Origin of the sequence: Pseudomonas vranovensis DSM 16006, assembly GCF_000425805.1 — a bacterium.
In the GTDB taxonomy this organism is placed as follows: domain Bacteria; phylum Pseudomonadota; class Gammaproteobacteria; order Pseudomonadales; family Pseudomonadaceae; genus Aquipseudomonas; species Aquipseudomonas vranovensis.
In genome coordinates this window covers 324,910-340,342 of record NZ_AUED01000002.1, presented here as the reverse complement: position 1 = coordinate 340,342, position 15,433 = coordinate 324,910, and the positions used below count along the sequence as shown (strand labels likewise).

At 62.2% G+C, this 15,433-nt stretch carries 17 protein-coding genes and 1 pseudogene; 11 read left to right on the top strand and 7 right to left on the bottom strand.

Annotation, left to right across the window (positions count from 1 at the left end; translation table 11 throughout):
- Position 1: 1 nt before the first annotated feature.
- Genes dapF through lptM form a run of 3 tightly spaced genes read right to left on the bottom strand, consistent with a single transcriptional unit; the run spans position 2 to position 2,231 of the window.
- Entirely contained in the window at positions 2-832 is an 831-nt protein-coding gene (gene dapF, locus H621_RS0105540) for a diaminopimelate epimerase (protein WP_028942412.1), read from the bottom strand.
- Positions 833-836: 4 nt separating this feature from the next.
- Entirely contained in the window at positions 837-2,084 is a 1,248-nt protein-coding gene (lysA, locus tag H621_RS0105535) for a diaminopimelate decarboxylase (protein WP_028942411.1), read from the bottom strand.
- Between the two features lie 9 nt (positions 2,085-2,093).
- Positions 2,094-2,231 carry an LPS translocon maturation chaperone LptM gene (gene lptM / locus H621_RS27965; protein WP_036989509.1) on the bottom strand — a complete coding sequence of 46 codons (138 nt, stop codon included), beginning with the start codon at positions 2,229-2,231 and terminating at the stop codon, positions 2,094-2,096.
- Positions 2,232-2,424: 193 nt separating this feature from the next.
- On the opposite strand from lptM, the gene cyaY reads away from it, so the two are divergent.
- From cyaY to rnk, 3 genes are all read left to right on the top strand, one after another.
- On the top strand, positions 2,425-2,757 hold the full coding sequence (cyaY, locus tag H621_RS0105525; RefSeq protein WP_028942410.1) for an iron donor protein CyaY: 333 nt from the start codon (positions 2,425-2,427) through the stop codon (positions 2,755-2,757).
- A 1-nt stretch (position 2,758) separates the two neighbouring features.
- Positions 2,759-2,980 carry a DUF1289 domain-containing protein gene (locus tag H621_RS0105520; RefSeq protein ID WP_028942409.1) on the top strand — a complete coding sequence of 74 codons (222 nt, stop codon included), beginning with the start codon at positions 2,759-2,761 and terminating at the stop codon, positions 2,978-2,980.
- 133 nt (positions 2,981-3,113) lie between these two features.
- Positions 3,114-3,533: a nucleoside diphosphate kinase regulator gene (rnk, locus tag H621_RS0105515; protein ID WP_028942408.1), complete on the top strand. Its 420-nt coding sequence runs from the start codon at positions 3,114-3,116 to the stop codon at positions 3,531-3,533.
- Positions 3,534-3,536: 3 nt separating this feature from the next.
- On the opposite strand, the gene H621_RS0105510 is transcribed toward rnk, so the two are convergent.
- From H621_RS0105510 to H621_RS0105500, 3 genes are all read right to left on the bottom strand, one after another.
- The gene (locus H621_RS0105510; protein ID WP_028942407.1) at positions 3,537-6,386 is read right to left on the bottom strand and encodes a class I adenylate cyclase; all 2,850 of its coding nucleotides are present in this window, start codon (positions 6,384-6,386) and stop codon (positions 3,537-3,539) included.
- 146 nt (positions 6,387-6,532) lie between these two features.
- Entirely contained in the window at positions 6,533-6,778 is a 246-nt protein-coding gene (locus tag H621_RS0105505) for a TIGR02647 family protein (RefSeq protein WP_028942406.1), read from the bottom strand.
- An 84-nt stretch (positions 6,779-6,862) separates the two neighbouring features.
- On the bottom strand, positions 6,863-7,147 hold the full coding sequence (locus H621_RS0105500) for a hypothetical protein (protein WP_028942405.1): 285 nt from the start codon (positions 7,145-7,147) through the stop codon (positions 6,863-6,865).
- A 147-nt stretch (positions 7,148-7,294) separates the two neighbouring features.
- On the opposite strand from H621_RS0105500, the gene H621_RS0105495 reads away from it, so the two are divergent.
- Complete coding sequence (locus tag H621_RS0105495) at positions 7,295-7,957, top strand: glutathione S-transferase family protein (protein ID WP_028942404.1); 663 nt, start codon at positions 7,295-7,297, stop codon at positions 7,955-7,957.
- A gap of 52 nt (positions 7,958-8,009) precedes the next feature.
- Here the strand turns inward: H621_RS0105495 and argH are convergent, their stop codons facing one another.
- Positions 8,010-9,404: an argininosuccinate lyase gene (gene argH, locus H621_RS0105490; protein ID WP_028942403.1), complete on the bottom strand. Its 1,395-nt coding sequence runs from the start codon at positions 9,402-9,404 to the stop codon at positions 8,010-8,012.
- Positions 9,405-9,620: 216 nt separating this feature from the next.
- On the opposite strand from argH, the pseudogene H621_RS28450 reads away from it, so the two are divergent.
- From H621_RS28450 to H621_RS0105460, 7 genes and pseudogenes are all read left to right on the top strand, one after another.
- Positions 9,621-9,728: pseudogene (locus H621_RS28450) on the top strand (sensor histidine kinase); the annotation flags it as partial.
- The gene (locus H621_RS0105485) at positions 9,725-10,471 is read left to right on the top strand and encodes a LytR/AlgR family response regulator transcription factor (RefSeq protein ID WP_028942402.1); all 747 of its coding nucleotides are present in this window, start codon (positions 9,725-9,727) and stop codon (positions 10,469-10,471) included. The pseudogene H621_RS28450 and the gene H621_RS0105485, both read left to right, overlap by 4 nt.
- A gap of 109 nt (positions 10,472-10,580) precedes the next feature.
- Positions 10,581-11,522: a hydroxymethylbilane synthase gene (hemC, locus tag H621_RS0105480; protein ID WP_028942401.1), complete on the top strand. Its 942-nt coding sequence runs from the start codon at positions 10,581-10,583 to the stop codon at positions 11,520-11,522.
- Complete coding sequence (locus H621_RS28945; RefSeq protein WP_028942400.1) at positions 11,519-12,286, top strand: uroporphyrinogen-III synthase; 768 nt, start codon at positions 11,519-11,521, stop codon at positions 12,284-12,286. The genes hemC and H621_RS28945 overlap by 4 nt, the downstream gene beginning before the upstream one ends.
- A gap of 45 nt (positions 12,287-12,331) precedes the next feature.
- The gene (locus tag H621_RS28940; protein ID WP_028942399.1) at positions 12,332-13,426 is read left to right on the top strand and encodes a uroporphyrinogen-III C-methyltransferase; all 1,095 of its coding nucleotides are present in this window, start codon (positions 12,332-12,334) and stop codon (positions 13,424-13,426) included.
- Complete coding sequence (locus H621_RS0105465) at positions 13,423-14,661, top strand: heme biosynthesis HemY N-terminal domain-containing protein (RefSeq protein WP_028942398.1); 1,239 nt, start codon at positions 13,423-13,425, stop codon at positions 14,659-14,661. Before H621_RS28940 ends, H621_RS0105465 begins: the two co-directional genes overlap by 4 nt.
- 216 nt (positions 14,662-14,877) lie before the next feature.
- Positions 14,878-15,387: a disulfide bond formation protein B gene (locus tag H621_RS0105460; RefSeq protein ID WP_028942397.1), complete on the top strand. Its 510-nt coding sequence runs from the start codon at positions 14,878-14,880 to the stop codon at positions 15,385-15,387.
- The last annotated feature ends 46 nt before the right edge of the window (positions 15,388-15,433 follow it).

The window sequence follows — 15,433 nt, the reverse complement described above, 5'->3', positions numbered from 1 at the left end:
CTCATAGACGAACCTGTCCTTCAAATACGCGTACGGCGGGGCCGGTCATCAGCACCGGCTTGCCGGGGCCGGCCCACTCGATGGACAGGCGTCCACCGGGCAGGTCGATCAACAGAGGCGAATCCATCCAGCCCTGGCTGATCGCCGCGACGGCGGCAGCACAGGCGCCAGTGCCGCAGGCCTGGGTTTCCCCTGCGCCGCGTTCCCAAACGCGCAATTGGGCGCGGTGGCGGTCGATGACCTGGATGAAGCCGACATTGACCCGCTGCGGGAAGCGCGGGTGGTGTTCGATCTTTGGCCCCAGTTCGTGAACCGGAGCGTTGTTGATGTCGTTGACGCGCAGTACGGCATGGGGGTTGCCCATCGATACTGCTGCAAGCTCGACCTGCTGCCCCCCCACGTCCAGCGGATAGCTCAGGGCCTGGGCCGGTGCATCGAACGGGATCTCGGCCGGTATCAGCCGCGGCGGGCCCATGTCGACGGAGATTTGCCCGTCGTTGCGCACGTCCAGTTCGATGATGCCGCCCTTGGTTTCGACGCGAATGCGCTTTTTCGCGGTCAGGCGCTTGTCCAGCACGAAGCGGGCAAAGCAGCGCGCACCGTTGCCGCACTGCTCGACCTCGGAGCCGTCGGCATTGAAGATCCGATAGCGGAAATCCACTTCCGGATTGCTTGGCGCCTCGACAATCAATAGCTGGTCGAAGCCGATGCCGGTATGCCGGTCGCCCCATTGTTTGGCGTGCTTGGGCAGGATGTGCGCATGCTGGCTGACCAGGTCCAGGACCATGAAGTCATTGCCCAGCCCATGCATCTTGGTAAAACGCAGCAGCATGGGATTACTCCGGCAACAGGCTTTCGCCGGCGAACAACTCGGCCACGGTTTCCCGGCGGCGTACTTCAAATGCCTGGTCGCCATCGACCAGGATTTCGGCGCAGCGGCCACGGGTGTTGTAGTTCGAGCTCATGACAAAACCATAGGCGCCCGCGGAATGAACAGCCAGCAGGTCGCTTTCGGCCAGGTTCAGCGTGCGTTCCTTGGCCAGGAAGTCACCGGTTTCACAGATCGGCCCGACCACATCGTAGGAGCGACCTTCGCCGGCGCGCGGCTGTACGGCGGTGACGTCCATCCAGGCCTGGTACAGGGCCGGGCGGATCAGGTCGTTCATGGCCGCATCGACGATGGCGAAGTCTTTGTGTTCGGTGTGCTTGAGGTACTCGACGCGGGTCAGCAGTACGCCGGCGTTGGCCACGATGTAGCGACCCGGCTCGAAGACCAGGGCCAGGTCGCGGCCGTCAACGCGCTCGCGAATGGCCTTGATGTAGTCACCGGCCAGTGGCGGCTCTTCGTCGCGGTAGCGCACGCCGACACCGCCGCCCAGGTCCAGGTGACGCAAGTGGATGCCGCAGTCGCCGAGGCGGTCGATCAGCGCCAGCAGGCGGTCGAGGGCGTCGAGGAAAGGGTCCAGGGTGGTCAGTTGCGAGCCGATGTGGCAGTCGACACCGACTACCTCCAGGTTCGGCAGTTGGGCCGCGCGAATGTAGACCTCTTCGGCATCGGCGATGGCAATGCCGAACTTGTTCTCTTTAAGGCCGGTGGAGATGTACGGGTGGGTACCGGCATCGACGTCCGGGTTGACCCGCAGCGAAATTGGCGCACGCACTCCCATTTCGGCAGCGACCACCTGGAGGCGTTCCAACTCGTCGGTGGATTCGACGTTGAAGCAGTGCACACCGACTTCCAGCGCGCGGCGCATGTCTTCGCGGGTCTTGCCGACACCGGAGAAAACCACGCGATCGGCACGTCCACCGGCGGCCAGAACACGCTCCAGCTCGCCGCCGGAAACGATGTCGAAACCTGCACCCAGGCGGGCCAGCAGGTTCAGCACGCCAAGGTTGGAGTTGGCCTTGACGGCGAAGCAGACCAGGTGCGAAACGCCCTGCAGGGCGTCGGTGTAGCTACGGTACTGGGCCTCGATGTGGGCGCGCGAGTAGACGTAGGTAGGTGTGCCGAAACGATCGGCGATGGCCGACAAGGCCACACCTTCCGCGAACAGTTCACCGTCGCGGTAGTTGAAAGCGTCCATGGTTTACCCTTACTGATGCTGGTGCGATTGCGATTTCTTGCCGTCTTTGCTGTCGTCTGGCAGGTACAGCGGGCCCTTCTGGCCACAGGCGGAAACGAGGCAGGCAACCGCGACGAGCGCCGCGAGGGTGGAGATCAGGCGCTTCATGGCGTAATCCTTTGAAATAAGCAGTATTGCGCCCGAGTATACCGAGCACCTGGCGCCTTGCCTATGCAGGCGCCCCGCCGTCGGGCGGGGGGAGCTGCGGGGGTAGGGGCGGGGCGTTATCCTTTGCATTCGGTGCGCGGCACTCGTATCTTGCCCGGCTTGCGTGTGTGCAGACATTTTTGAGGTTCTTGCAATGAGTTTGACCGAAGCGCGTTTTCACGACCTGGTCGATGCGACCCAACAGGCACTGGAAGATCTGTTCGATGACACTGACCTGGATCTGGATATGGAGAACTCCGCTGGGGTCCTGACTATCAAGTTCGACAACGGCAGCCAATTGATCTTCAGCCGCCAGGAGCCGCTGCGCCAGCTGTGGCTGGCCGACAAGTCCGGTGGTTTCCACTTCGACTACGACGAACAGAACGGCAAGTGGACCTGCGAGAAGACCGAAGAGCTGCTGGGCGAGATGCTCGAGCGCATCGTCTGGGAGCGGGTGGGTGAGAAGCTCGATTTCGAAGAGATCTGAGATGAGTACCCCGCCGAAGCCGGCCAAGCCGCTCTACAGCAATGCCAGCCCGGCCGTGCCGTCGCCTTGCATCAGCACCTGCCGGCTGGATGAGCACAAGGTCTGTATCGGCTGTTATCGCCATGTCGAAGACATTCGCCAGTGGCGCTCTGCCGATGACCAGCGCCGCCGGCAGATCTGCCAGGAGGCCCAGGCCCGTCGAGAACTGGCCGAATTGGCGTAGACCCTTCAGCTATTGTGTATTTAATTGGCTGTGGTAGTGTCGATCTTGCTTCGGCAGTGCCGAATTCCTGCAAACCCCGCCCTTGGGCGGGGTTTTGCTTTATATCGCTCAAAAAAAGGAGTCTGACTGGATCATGAGCACCAAGCCTTCCATTATCGTCACCCGATTGGACGTACAGCGTCTCGAGCGTCTGATCGACAGCCTCGATGAAAAGACGCAGGAGTCGCCGGGTGTGCTCGCCTTGCAGGACGAGCTGGACCGCGCCGATCAGGTCGGTCACGAGGAGGTTCCGGCCGGTGTCGTGACCATGAACTCCCGGGTTCATTGCCGCGAAGAAGCCAGCGGCAAGGACTATCACCTGACGTTGGTGTACCCGAAAGACGCCAATGCCGACGAAGGCAAGATCTCGATCCTTGCACCGATCGGCAGCGCGCTGCTGGGCTTGTCGGTGGGCGAGCAGATCGACTGGCCTGCGCCGGGCGGCAAGACCCTCAAGCTCAAATTGCTGGAAGTCGAATACCAGCCAGAAGCTGCCGGCAACTTCGACCTCTGAGCTTCAGACCTGCGCCAGGGCTTCGTTGAGCGAACGCTCCAGTTCGCCCTTGTAGCGCAGGTAGAGCAAGCTCGATCCTTGCCCATCGGCGAGCAGGCCGGATAGGTCAAGGTCGGTGATATAGCAACGATAGCGCTCGGTTTCCCGGCGCTGCTCGATGATCTCCCGGGCGACCATGACATACAGCTGGTCGCCATGCTCGAGCGCTGAAAACTCCCGCTGGTTGCAGTACAGCGTAACCTGGACAGCGTCGCCGATGCCGGGTTGCACGATGGCCTGCACGTCATAGAACCGCGTCTCGACGCCCAAGCTCGGCACTGGCCGGGAGGTGGCAGTTCGAGCTTTGCCCGGGCCTGCAGGCGTCAGCTGATAGTAGAGAACCTCCAGCGAGCCCTGGCTGTGCAGGTTGGCCAGCGGCAGGCGAGCGTCACGGCGAAAGATGATCGACTGCAAGAAGCGCTGCAAGGGCAGCAGCAAGCTGCTCTCGTGATGAAACGGCAGGCGCTGTTGCCACAGGGCGTTGTGTTCATCCAGCACATAGAGATCTGCCCAGGCATCCTGAACCCGATAGAACACTTGAATGCAGTGGGGTAAACCCAGGGGCAGAACCTGCGCCAGTTCCAGCTCCTGAAGGGCGTTGGCATCCAGGTGCAACGGGCTGTAGTCGACACGCTCTTCGCACAGGTAGCCCAGCAGGGCCCTGTGGTCGTCCAGGGTTACCAGCTCGACTGCACCGGCTTGCAGTTCCAGCACGTGGGTGTGGTGCTGGACCTGCAACAGGTATCGGTGGTTCTGGCCCTGGCCGAGCAGCGCCTGGGCAGTGGTGAATACCTCTTCGACCCGCTGGGCGATGGCCTGGGCCCGGTTATGACAGAAGCAGCGCACCCGCAACAGAGGCCGATGTGCTGTGTTGTCCAGGCTGTTGAGGTAGTCGCGCAGGCAGCGCATCAGCGCATGTTCGCCGTCGTAGCGCTGGACCTGTACTTCGTTCCAGCTGTTGAGCGTGACCTGATCGAGCGTCAGCACCAGGTTTTCGCGCACCCCGGCATAACTGAGCGAATCGGTGCGTTCGGTGGTCATCAGGATATTCAGGTCGCGGTGCTGCTGCAGTGGGTCGACCCCGACGTTGACCAGCAGCAGCATCTCATCGGCTACGCTCGGTTGCAGCAGGCGCTGATCGCTGACCGCGGGCAATGGCAGGGCCAGGCTCTGTTGCAGGCTGCCGAGCAGGTTGAACAGCTCGTATTCACTCAGGTCGCTGGCACCTGGGTGCAGGGCCAGGCGAGTGCTGCTGTCAATGACGCCGTTGCGGTGGGCCCAGGTCAGTAGCTCGAGTAATTGATGGCAGCGTTTGATCGGTGTGAAGTGCTCCCACTCATGGATGCCCAGGTTGCCATTGTACAAACCCCAGTGCTGCTGCCCGGGCTGTTTGCGATTGGGCGCCTGCACCAGGGTCAGGGTGTCTTCGGCCAGGTCCGGGGCTACACCGGGATTGATGAATTCGATTTTGCCGGCACGGCGCTCGAAGGCTGCATACAAACGCCGGCCCAGCACGCTGAGGTCGCGCTGGTCGATACGGTTGATGGCGTTGCGGGTGCGGGCGAACTGGCAGAGAAAGCGGTAGCTGTAGTTCAGCTCGGCGACCAGTGCCCGCCGTTCAACGGCGACTTGGCGCACTTTCCACTGGCTGCGGCTGTCGAGCAGGGCCAACTGGCGTTCATCCCATCCCCATTCCTGGCTCAGACGCTGCAGCAGCGTGCGCTGCCAGCTGTTGGTGCGAACTGGCGCCAGGCTGCTGAGCTTTTTGTTGACCTTCAGGTACAGGCTGCGTCGTACCAGCTCCAATCGCTCATTTTCACCGCGCCCAAGCAGGTACTGCTCGATACGTCGATACACCATCATGTAAGGGTCGAGTTCATCAAGGTCCAGGCGGTTGGCAAATACCGCCTGTTTGAAGTGCAGGCTCAGGCACTGCCCTTGGGGATACTCGCTGGCATAGACCTCGATCAGCAGCAGCTTGAGCACAGACTTGTAGGGGGATTCGATGCCCTTGAACAGTTGCCACAGCCCGGCGCCGACGAACTCGCCAGGCGGAATGTGTGCCAGGTGGCCCAGGTCCAGGTTGTCTTCGGCGCGCACGAAGCGCTTTGAAAGCAGGGTCTGGATGTAATCCCGGTAGCGTGTCTCTTCATACACAGGGACCAGCCACCACAGCGGGGTGCGCCCGGCCAGCCAGATGGCGGTGCGGTAGAACTCATCGAGCAGCAGGTAATGCTGGGTAGTGCCGCAGTCGTCGGAACTGAGCTGGCTGTCGCGCTCACCTTGCACGAAGCTCTGTGGCTCGATCAGAAACAGGTGCGCTTCAGCGCCCTGGTTGGCGGCCCAGGCCTCCAGCAGCTGGCATTTTTTGCGCAGTTCGGCCAAGCCGTTTTCGTCGAGTGCGGCGTCATGGCAGACCCACACGTCCATATCGCTCTGCTCGGCCTGGGCGAGGGTGCCCAGGCTGCCCATCAGGAACAGGCCGAGGATCGGCTGTGGTGGCTTGCCGCGCCGCGCCTTGTAAGAGAACGAGCGAGTCAGGCGCTGGGCTTCGGCAAGCACCTGTGCGTCCGGCTCAAAACCCGAGACGCCCGCAGGCGTAGCACTGGAAACATAGCCGGGCAGCAGCGGGTGGTTGACGTGAAGGAACAGCGGTAGCAGCGTCAGGACCAGTTGCTGGCGGCTGGACAAGCCCTCCCTGGCACGCTCCAGGCGCCCTTGATTGAGCGTGAGGAAGCGCGTGCGCAGTTGGCTGAGCACTTTGCGGTCGATGCCCTCGTCGAGGTCGGGGCGGATTTCATGGGGGTGGTTCATGCGCGCTGGAACTGGCCGTCAGGGAAGCACCGGCGAGTTTAGCTGTTGTGGCAGGGTTTTTGACGCCATTTTACTAGCGCCGGACGCATCGCGGGGCAAGCCCGCTCCTATCGATAGGAGCGGGCTTGCCCCGCGATCTACGAATATCAGGCCGGCTGGGCGACTTTCAGGATGGTCAGCAATTGTTGTGCGTGCTCTGCCGCATCATGCCCCAGGCTGGTCAGGTAGCCGCCATCGGGCTGGTCGGTCAGTTGTTTGTCGTACAGGCGCTTGGCTGCAGCAATGAGCTCTTTGGAGGCAGTGTTATGGACCTTGATTCCTTCCTGGCTGCTATCCAGGTTGAACAGGGCAAGGACTTCAAGCTCGGCAATCAGATCGGGGGTAAACGACATAGTGACTCCGACTTCCAGACAAGGAGGGCAGCACCGTCGCCGGTGCCTGGCTTTGCAGTGTAGTCAGGGAAATCCGCTTTTGCTTCAGTCCTTTTCCGGCGGCAGCTCGGGCAGGGCGCGCAGGGCGGTTTCGTACCATTCGGTATTGAACGCTCGGTCCTCATCGAGCATGGCGTCGATCTCGATCGCCAGCACGTGGGCCATCAGGTTGAGAATGTCGTCACGTTCGTAACCCACCAGGGTCAGCTTGTTGAAGGTGGCCTTGGCCGCAGGCGGGTTGTCGCTTTCGATCTGGTTTTCGATGGCCTGGATCAGGGTCGACTCGGCGAATTCTTCTTCATCGTTGTCGATTTCGTTGTGCTCGCTCATGGGCGGACTCCTCGGGATGGATGCTCAGTTTGCCACGGCGTTATCGGCAATGCCTGGCTATCGACAATCGCCATGATGCTGGTCAGTACCTCTGGCTGGGGCTATAACTGCCCCGCCAACCCCCTTTACGGCCTGGAGGCTGTTTTCATGCTCAAGCTTCATGGATTCGCAGTCAGCAACTACTACAACATGGTCAAACTGGCGCTGCTGGAAAAGGGCATCCCGTTCGAAGAGGTGCTGTTTTTTGGCGGCCAGAGCCCGGAAGCCTTTAAGGTAAGCCCGCGAGGCAAGGTGCCGGTGCTGGAAACCGAGCACGGCTTTCTCAGCGAAACCAACCTGATCCTTGAGTACATCGAGCAGACCCAGGTGGGCAAGGCCCTGCTGCCGGCGAACCATTTCGAACAGTTCAAGGTGCGTGAGCTGGCAAAGGAGATCGAGTTGTACATCGAGCTGCCTGCCCGGGCTTGCTTCCCCGAGGCGTTTTTTGGCGCCAAGGTCGATCCGGCGATAAAGGAAAAAGCGAAGGCCGAGTTGTTGGCCGGTGTGGCAACGCTCAAGCGCAACGGCAAGTTCGCGCCGTATGTGGCGGGCAGCGAAATGACCATCGCCGACATGCTGTTCTGCTTCAGCGTCGATCTGGCCAGTGCAGTGGGCAAGGATGTCTTCGATCTGGATCTGCTGGCGGACTTCCCGGAGGCCAAGGCCCTGCTCAAGCACTTCAGGCAGAATCCCAACGTGCAGAAAATCATCGCAGACAAGGACGCGCAGATGCCCGCATTCCTTGAGATGGTGCGCAGCGGCAAGCGCTGACGGCTGATGCAACAGGCTCGCGGCAGGATGCCGACGAGCCTGGGCATGGGGCTTAGCGGCTGGCCAGCAGTGCCTGGCCGCGCGCCACGGCAGCGCGCACCTGGGCCGGTGCGGTACCGCCGATATGGTCACGTGCGTTGACCGAGCCTTCGAGGGTCAGCACGGCAAAGACGTCCTGCTCGATCTGGTCGCTGAACTGGCGCAGTTCGTCCAGGCTCATTTCGGCCAGGTCCTTGCCGGTATCGACACCATACTTGACCGCGTGACCGACGATTTCGTGGCAATCACGGAACGGCAGGCCGCGGCGCACCAGGTAGTCGGCAAGGTCGGTGGCGGTGGAGAAACCACGCAGCGCTGCTTCGCGCATGATGGCATGACGCGGCTTGATTGCCGGGATCATGTCGGCAAAGGCCCGCAGCGAGTCGCGCAGGGTGTCGGCGGCGTCGAAAAGCGGTTCCTTGTCTTCCTGGTTGTCCTTGTTGTAGGCCAGGGGCTGGCCTTTCATCAGGGTCAGCAGGCCGGTGAGGGCGCCGAACACGCGGCCGGTCTTGCCGCGAACCAGCTCCGGGACGTCCGGGTTCTTTTTCTGCGGCATGATCGAGCTGCCGGTGCAGAAGCGATCAGGCAGGTCGATGAACTGGAACTGGGCGCTGGTCCACAGCACCAGCTCTTCGGAGAAGCGCGACAGGTGCATCATCGCGACGCTGGCAGCAGCGCAGAATTCGATGGCGAAATCGCGGTCGGAAACGCCGTCCAGCGAGTTGCCGCCCACGGCTTCGAAACCCAGCAGCTGGCAGGTCAGTTCACGGTCGATCGGGTAGGTGGTGCCAGCCAGCGCAGCGCTGCCCAGGGGCATGCGGTTGGTGCGCTTGCGGCAGTCGACCAGGCGCTCGTAGTCGCGGCTGAGCATCTCGAACCAGGCCAGCAGGTGGTGACCGAAGGTGACCGGCTGAGCGGTCTGCAAGTGGGTGAAGCCGGGCATGATGGTCTCGGCTTCACGCTCGGCCTGCTCCAGCAGGCCCTGCTGCAGGCGCGTGATTTCGGCCAGGATCTGGTCGATCTCGTCACGCAGCCACAGGCGGATATCGGTGGCGACCTGGTCGTTGCGGCTGCGGCCGGTGTGCAGCTTTTTACCGGTGATGCCGATGCGGTCGGTCAGGCGTGCTTCGATGTTCATGTGCACGTCTTCGAGGTCGACGCGCCAGTCGAAGTTGCCGGCCTCGATTTCAGCCTGGATGGTCTTGAGGCCGTCGATGATAGTGTCGCGCTCGGCGTCTGTGAGCACGCCGACCTTCGCCAGCATGGTGGCGTGGGCGATCGAACCCATGATGTCGTGGCGGTACAGGCGCTGGTCGAAGTTGACGGAGGCGGTGAAACGGGCGACGAAGGCGTCGACGGGCTCACTGAAGCGGCCGCCCCAGGACTGATTGGTCTTGTCGGTGCTCATGGATTCACTCGTTGAAGGCGTGAACGGAAAAGTGGTGCCGATAATAGCAGGGTTGGCACCCGCACCGCAGGACTGCGGTCGGGGCAAATACGGGTTAATGCGGGTTTGTGTCGCAGGGGGTGGCGGGTAACAGGATATTTAACGATTGAACGGCAGCGTTCCGGCAACCGTCTACAGTTGGACAGAGGCGTGGCATGTTTCCTGCCGCGCCAGTGAATCTTTAGCCATCGTGCGAGTCTGAGCGTGGATCGCCGTGACGGTCGTCACCTCACCTGTCTACGCTATCCTTGTGCGAGACTCACGCAGGAATCCAGCGCAATATGAATGTCCTGATCGTTGATGACGAACCCCAAGCCCGGGAACGCTTGAGCCGACTGCTCGGTGAACTGGAGGGCTATACCGTGCTGGAGCCCAGCGCCACCAATGGCGAAGAGGCCCTGGCCCTGATTGACAGCCTCAAGCCCGAGGTGGTCTTGCTGGACATCCGCATGCCGGGCCTTGATGGCCTTCAGGTCGCTGCTCGTCTGTGTGAGCGCGAAGCCCCGCCTGCCGTGGTGTTCTGTACCGGGGATGATGAATTCACCCTGGAGTCGTTCAAGGACAGTACCTTGGGCTATGTGTTGAAGCCGGTGCAGCCGGACAACCTGCGCGAAGCCTTGAAAAAGGCCGAGCGCCCGAGTCGGGTACAGCTGGCGGCGCTGACACGTCCTGCCGCCGAAAGCGGCAGCGGTCCGCGCAGCCATATCAGCGCCCGGACCCGCAAGGGCATTGAGTTGATTCCACTGGACCAGGTGATCTATTTCATCGCCGACCACAAGTACGTGACCCTGCGTCACGAAGGTGGCGAAGTCCTGCTGGATGAACCGCTCAAGGCCCTTGAAGACGAGTTTGGCGAGCGATTCGTGCGTATTCACCGCAATGCACTGGTTGCCCGCAGTCGCATCGAGCGCCTGCAGCGCACGCCCCTTGGGCATTTTCAGTTGTTTCTCAAGGGCCTCAATGGCGACGCCCTGATTGTCAGCCGCCGCCATGTTGCGGGCGTGCGCAAGATGATGCAGCAGCTTTGAGGTTGCCGCGTGCGGCCAGGGACGGCCGGCTGCTCTCGTGATTTAGATCTGCAAGCGGGTTGGGTTGAACTGTTATCATCGGGCGAATCTATCTCGTACGGATCGTTCCATGTCCACTCGCGAAATCCGCATTGCCACCCGCAAAAGTGCCTTGGCCCTGTGGCAGGCCGAATATGTCAAATCCCGTCTGGTGCAGGCGCATCCTGGTCTGATCGTGACCTTGGTACCGATGGTCAGCCGTGGCGACAAGCTGCTGGACTCGCCCCTGTCGAAAATCGGCGGCAAAGGCTTGTTCGTCAAGGAGCTTGAAACCGCGCTGCTGGACAACCAGGCCGACATTGCCGTGCACTCGATGAAAGACGTGCCGATGGACTTCCCGCAGGGCCTGGGCCTGTACTGCATCTGCGAGCGTGAAGACCCGCGTGACGCCTTCGTTTCCAATACCTTCAAGAGCCTAGACGACCTGCCCGCCGGCAGCGTGGTAGGCACCTCCAGCCTGCGCCGCCAGGCCCAGCTGCTGACTCGCCGCCCGGATCTCGAGATCCGCTTTCTGCGCGGCAACGTCAACACCCGCCTGGCCAAGCTCGACGCGGGTGAATATGACGCGATCATCCTCGCGGCCGCAGGCCTCATTCGTCTTGGCTTTGAAGATCGCATCACCTCCGGCATCAGCGTTGACGACAGCCTGCCCGCTGGTGGCCAGGGTGCCGTGGGTATCGAATGCCGTAGCGCCGATACCGAGATCCACGCGCTGCTGGCGCCGCTGCACCACCAGGACACCGCAGACCGCGTGGTAGCAGAGCGCGCGCTGAACAAGCACCTCAATGGCGGCTGCCAGGTGCCGATTGCCTGTTACGCCGTGCTCGAAGGCGATCAATTGTGGCTGCGTGGCCTGGTGGGCGAACCTAGCGGCGGCAAGCTGCTGACAGCCCAGGCGCGCGCATCGCGCGCCGATGCAGAAGCCTTGGGTGTTCAGGTCGCTGAAGACCTGCTCAAGCAAGGTGCCGAAGATATTCTGAAGGCGGTGTACGGCGAGGCCGGCCACCCGTGAGGACCTGGCGCCTGCTCCTTACCCGGCCGGCTGAAGAATGTACTGCGCTGGCCCAGATACTCGCTGAACAGGGAGTGGCCAGCAGCAGCCTGCCGTTGCTCGATATCGAGCCGCTGCCGCTGGATCAACCCGAGCTCGACACGCTACGCCATCTTGATCGGTATGCCGCGATCATCGTGGTCAGCAAGCCAGCGGCCCGCCTCGGGCTGGCCGCGCTTTCGCCGTTCTGGCCGCAACTGCCGGCCCAGGCCTGGTTCACGGTGGGAGCTGCGTCTGCACAAATTCTGCAGGACCATGGCTGTCAGGTCAGTTATCCCCAGGCTGGTGACGATAGCGAGGCACTGCTAGCGCTACCGGCGCTGCACCAGGCCATTGCCTGCACAGCACCGCGGGTGCTGATCATGCGGGGCGAAGGGGGGCGTGAATTGCTCGCCGAGCGTCTCGCTGAACTAGGTGCTAGTGTCGAATATCTGCAACTCTATCGCCGATTCCTGCCGGTTTACCCGAGCAATGCGCTGTCTGCGCGCGTTAGCGGGGAACGCCTGAATGGCCTGGTGGTCAGCAGTGGGCAGGGTCTTGAACACTTGCAGCAACTGGCTGCCGGTGATTGGCCGCAGTTGGCGCAGTTGCCGCTGTTCGTGCCCAGCCCTCGTGTTGCGGCGCAGGCCCGCGATGCCGGGGCCCGGAATGTAGTGGATTGTCGCGGTGCCAGCGCCGCGGCTTTGTTGGCAGCGCTGCAGCAAACACCTGCACCTGCCCCCTGAGGCGCTAAGCTGATTGGCGACGAGCCCAATGCAAAGGATGGATACGTGAGCGAAACTGTCTTGCCCAACGATGACCTGCAATCGACGCCTGAGGCGTCTGAACCTACCGCCGCCACGCCGGGCAAGCGCTCGGGCAACGGCTTGGCGATCCTGGCCTTGCTGCTCGGTGCAGCGGGTGTTGCTGTAGGAGGGTGGGGTGTTTGGCAGGTGCGCCAGCTTCAGGGCACCGAACAGGGTCAGGGTCAGTACCTGCAAGGTCTGAGTGAGAAGACTCAGGCACTGCAGTTGCGCGAGCAGCAAATCTCTGCGCAGCTTGCCAGCCTGCCTGCTGCCACCGAACTGGAAGATCGCCGCCGCCTGGTGGCGCAACTGCAGGGCGACCAGCAGCGGTTGAGCCAGCGCCTGGAGACTATCCTGGGTGCCAGCCGCAAGGACTGGCGCCTGGCTGAAGCCGAACACCTGTTGCGTCTGGCCAGCCTGCGTTTGTCGGCCTTGCAGGACATCGTCAGCGCCCGTGCGCTGGTCCAGGGCGCCGATGATATTCTGCGTGAGCAGAGCGACCCGGGAGCATTTGCCGCCCGTGAGCAGCTGGCCAAGAGCCTGGCGACCCTCAACAGCGTCCAGCAGCCGGATCGCACCGGGTTGTTCCTCAAGCTCGCCGCCCAACGTGAGCAAGTGCAGCAACTCAGTGCCCTGTCCCCGGAATTTGAAAGCAATGCCGATGCCCTGGGTGCATTGACTGCCGACGGTGACGGTGCCAGTCGCTGGTCGCAATGGTGGGCGGAGCTGTCGAAGTACTTCCAGATCGACTTCAATGCCGACGATAACATCCGCCCACTGCTTGCTGGGCAGTCGCTCAACCAACTGCGCCTGGCCCTGAGCCTGACCCTCGAGCAGGCCCAGTGGGCGGCGCTCAACGGAGAGGCCAAGGTCTACACCCAGGCACTGGATGATGCACGCAGCGTGCTGCTGGCCAACTTCAATCCGGACAACCCGCAAAGCAAGGCAATGCTCGACAGCCTCAACGCCTTGGCCAACGAGCCGGTCTCGGTGGTGGTGCCTGACCTGGCCGACAGCCTCAGTGCGGTCCAGGCCTACCTGGAGCGTCGGCACCTGCCGGTCGAGGAGGCCAAGCCATGAAGCGCGTGTACCTGCTGATGGTGGTGGCCATTGCAGCCGCTGCCGCACTCGGGGTCGCGATCGCCAAACATAGCGGTTACGTACTGATTTCCTATGGCAACTTTCGCTATCAATCGGGCCTGTGGGCCGCGCTGGCGGCGCTGGCGGCAATCCTGTTGCTGGTATTGCTGGTGCGCTACCTGGTTGGCCTGGTGCTGACCTCCAGCGGTGTGGTCAATCCCTGGTCACGGCGCAACCGCAGCCGTCGCACCCGGTTGGCCATAGAGCAGGGGCAGCTGGACCTTGCCGAAGGGCGCTGGTCCAGTGCCCAGCGTCACCTCCATCGTGCTGCCGAGGCCGAGCGCCAACCGCTGTTGTACTACCTTGGGGCGGCGCGGGCAGCCAATGAACTGGGGCGTATCGAAGACCGCGACAAGCTGCTTGAGCGCGCACTGGAGCGCCAGCCAGAAGCAGAACTGGCCATCGCGCTGAGCCATGCGCAAATGCAGATGGACAACGGTGAAAGCGAGGCAGCGCTGGAAACCTTGCAAGCGATGCAGGAGCGTCACCCGCATAACGCCCAGGTACTGCGGCTGCTGCAGCGCTTGTACCGCGAACGGGGTGACTGGTCGGCGCTCATCCGTTTGTTGCCGGAGCTGCGCAAGGGGAAAGTGCTTCCGACTGCCGAGCTGGAAGAGCTGGAGCGGCGTTCCTGGGGGGAAAACCTCTCCCTTGCCGCCAGCCGTGAAGGGGAGGAGCACAGTGCGCGGCAGTCCCTGGAGCGCGCCTGGCAGCAATTGACGGCTGCCCAGCGCCAGGAGCCGCAACTGGTGCTGGCCTATGCCGAGCAACTGCGCCAGCTGGGCGCCGAGAGTGAGGCAGAAGAGGCGCTGCGCACGGCGCTCAAGCGTCAGTATGAAAGCCACCTTGCCAGGCTCTACGGCCTGGTGCGCGGCGCCGATCTGGCGCGCCAGCTGCAGACGGCCGAGGGATGGCTCAAGCAACATGGTGATGATCCCAGCTTGTTGCTCACGCTAGGTCGGTTGAGCCTGCAGAACCGTCTGTGGGGCAAGGCCCGTGATTATCTGGAAAGCAGTTTGCGATTGCAGCGTAATCCCGAGGCGTGTGCCGAACTGGCCCGTTTGTTGGCCGGGCTAGGTGATACGGACCGGAGTAACCAACTGTTCCAGGAAGGCCTTGGCCTGCTCGATGATCGCCTGTTGGCATTGCCGTTGCCAGACACGGTACGCGCTTGAGTAACCCTTGGGCTCGCGCCAAGCCGCGAGCCCAAGCTGTTATCGAAATATCCTACATGCACGTGAGTTTTTTCTTTAGGCGCTCAAAGAAAACTCATATCTAACATGGGATTATTCCCTTACTAATCAGTGATTTGTCTCAGTTGTAGTAGCTTGAAACAAGGCACGGACATCCTCTACCGTTGACGCCTGTCTTTCTACCCCTCCGGACTACTCATGCCGTCGGTCTCCCTGCGCTCAATGTTCCTTCTGGCCTTCGTGGTCTCGGTGCTGATGCTGGCGGCTGCGTTCTACCTTGAGTGGGAAGTGGGGTTGGAGCCTTGCCTGTTGTGCTACAGCCAGCGGTTGTTCCTGGGAGCTTTCGCGTTGGTGAGCGTGTGTGCGGTGCTCCATGGCCCTGGGTGCCTGGGGGCGCGAATCTATGCGGCGCTGGCGCTGCTGTGCGCTACCTGCGGTGCCCTCCTCGCCGGCAGGCATGTGTGGCTTCAGGGCATGCATTGGCCCGTTGCCAGCGATTGCCCGCCTGCCGTCGACAGCATGCCGCTGGCCCATCAGTTCAAGCTGATGCTGATCGGTAGCCCTGACTGCGTGCGCTTGAACTGGAGCTTTCTTGATCTGACGATTCCCGAGTGGAGCCTGTTGGCATTTGTCTTCTTGGCAGTGTTGGCTTTAGTGCGCCTGTTCGGGGGGAGGGCTGCAGTGTTCAATCGTCCGGCGAAAAACTGAGGCGGTCACTTCTGTCTGCAAACGACCGGCGGCAGGTCAGGCAGGG

Bases quoted from the DNA above. Each gene is read 5' to 3' on its own strand.
- H621_RS0105520 (WP_028942409.1), top strand. From the start codon at position 2,759: ATGAGTACCCCGCCGAAGCCGGCCAAGCCGCTCTACAGCAATGCCAGC.
- dapF (WP_028942412.1), bottom strand. From the start codon at position 832: ATGCTGCTGCGTTTTACCAAGATGCATGGGCTGGGCAATGACTTCATG.
- H621_RS0105460 (WP_028942397.1), top strand. From the start codon at position 14,878: ATGCCGTCGGTCTCCCTGCGCTCAATGTTCCTTCTGGCCTTCGTGGTC.
- rnk (WP_028942408.1), top strand. From the start codon at position 3,114: ATGAGCACCAAGCCTTCCATTATCGTCACCCGATTGGACGTACAGCGT.
- hemC (WP_028942401.1), top strand. From the start codon at position 10,581: ATGTCCACTCGCGAAATCCGCATTGCCACCCGCAAAAGTGCCTTGGCC.
- H621_RS0105465 (WP_028942398.1), top strand. From the start codon at position 13,423: ATGAAGCGCGTGTACCTGCTGATGGTGGTGGCCATTGCAGCCGCTGCC.
- H621_RS0105495 (WP_028942404.1), top strand. From the start codon at position 7,295: ATGCTCAAGCTTCATGGATTCGCAGTCAGCAACTACTACAACATGGTC.
- H621_RS0105510 (WP_028942407.1), bottom strand. From the start codon at position 6,386: ATGAACCACCCCCATGAAATCCGCCCCGACCTCGACGAGGGCATCGAC.
- H621_RS0105500 (WP_028942405.1), bottom strand. From the start codon at position 7,147: ATGAGCGAGCACAACGAAATCGACAACGATGAAGAAGAATTCGCCGAG.
- lysA (WP_028942411.1), bottom strand. From the start codon at position 2,084: ATGGACGCTTTCAACTACCGCGACGGTGAACTGTTCGCGGAAGGTGTG.
- H621_RS0105485 (WP_028942402.1), top strand. From the start codon at position 9,725: ATGAATGTCCTGATCGTTGATGACGAACCCCAAGCCCGGGAACGCTTG.
- argH (WP_028942403.1), bottom strand. From the start codon at position 9,404: ATGAGCACCGACAAGACCAATCAGTCCTGGGGCGGCCGCTTCAGTGAG.
- lptM (WP_036989509.1), bottom strand. From the start codon at position 2,231: ATGAAGCGCCTGATCTCCACCCTCGCGGCGCTCGTCGCGGTTGCCTGC.
- H621_RS0105505 (WP_028942406.1), bottom strand. From the start codon at position 6,778: ATGTCGTTTACCCCCGATCTGATTGCCGAGCTTGAAGTCCTTGCCCTG.
- cyaY (WP_028942410.1), top strand. From the start codon at position 2,425: ATGAGTTTGACCGAAGCGCGTTTTCACGACCTGGTCGATGCGACCCAA.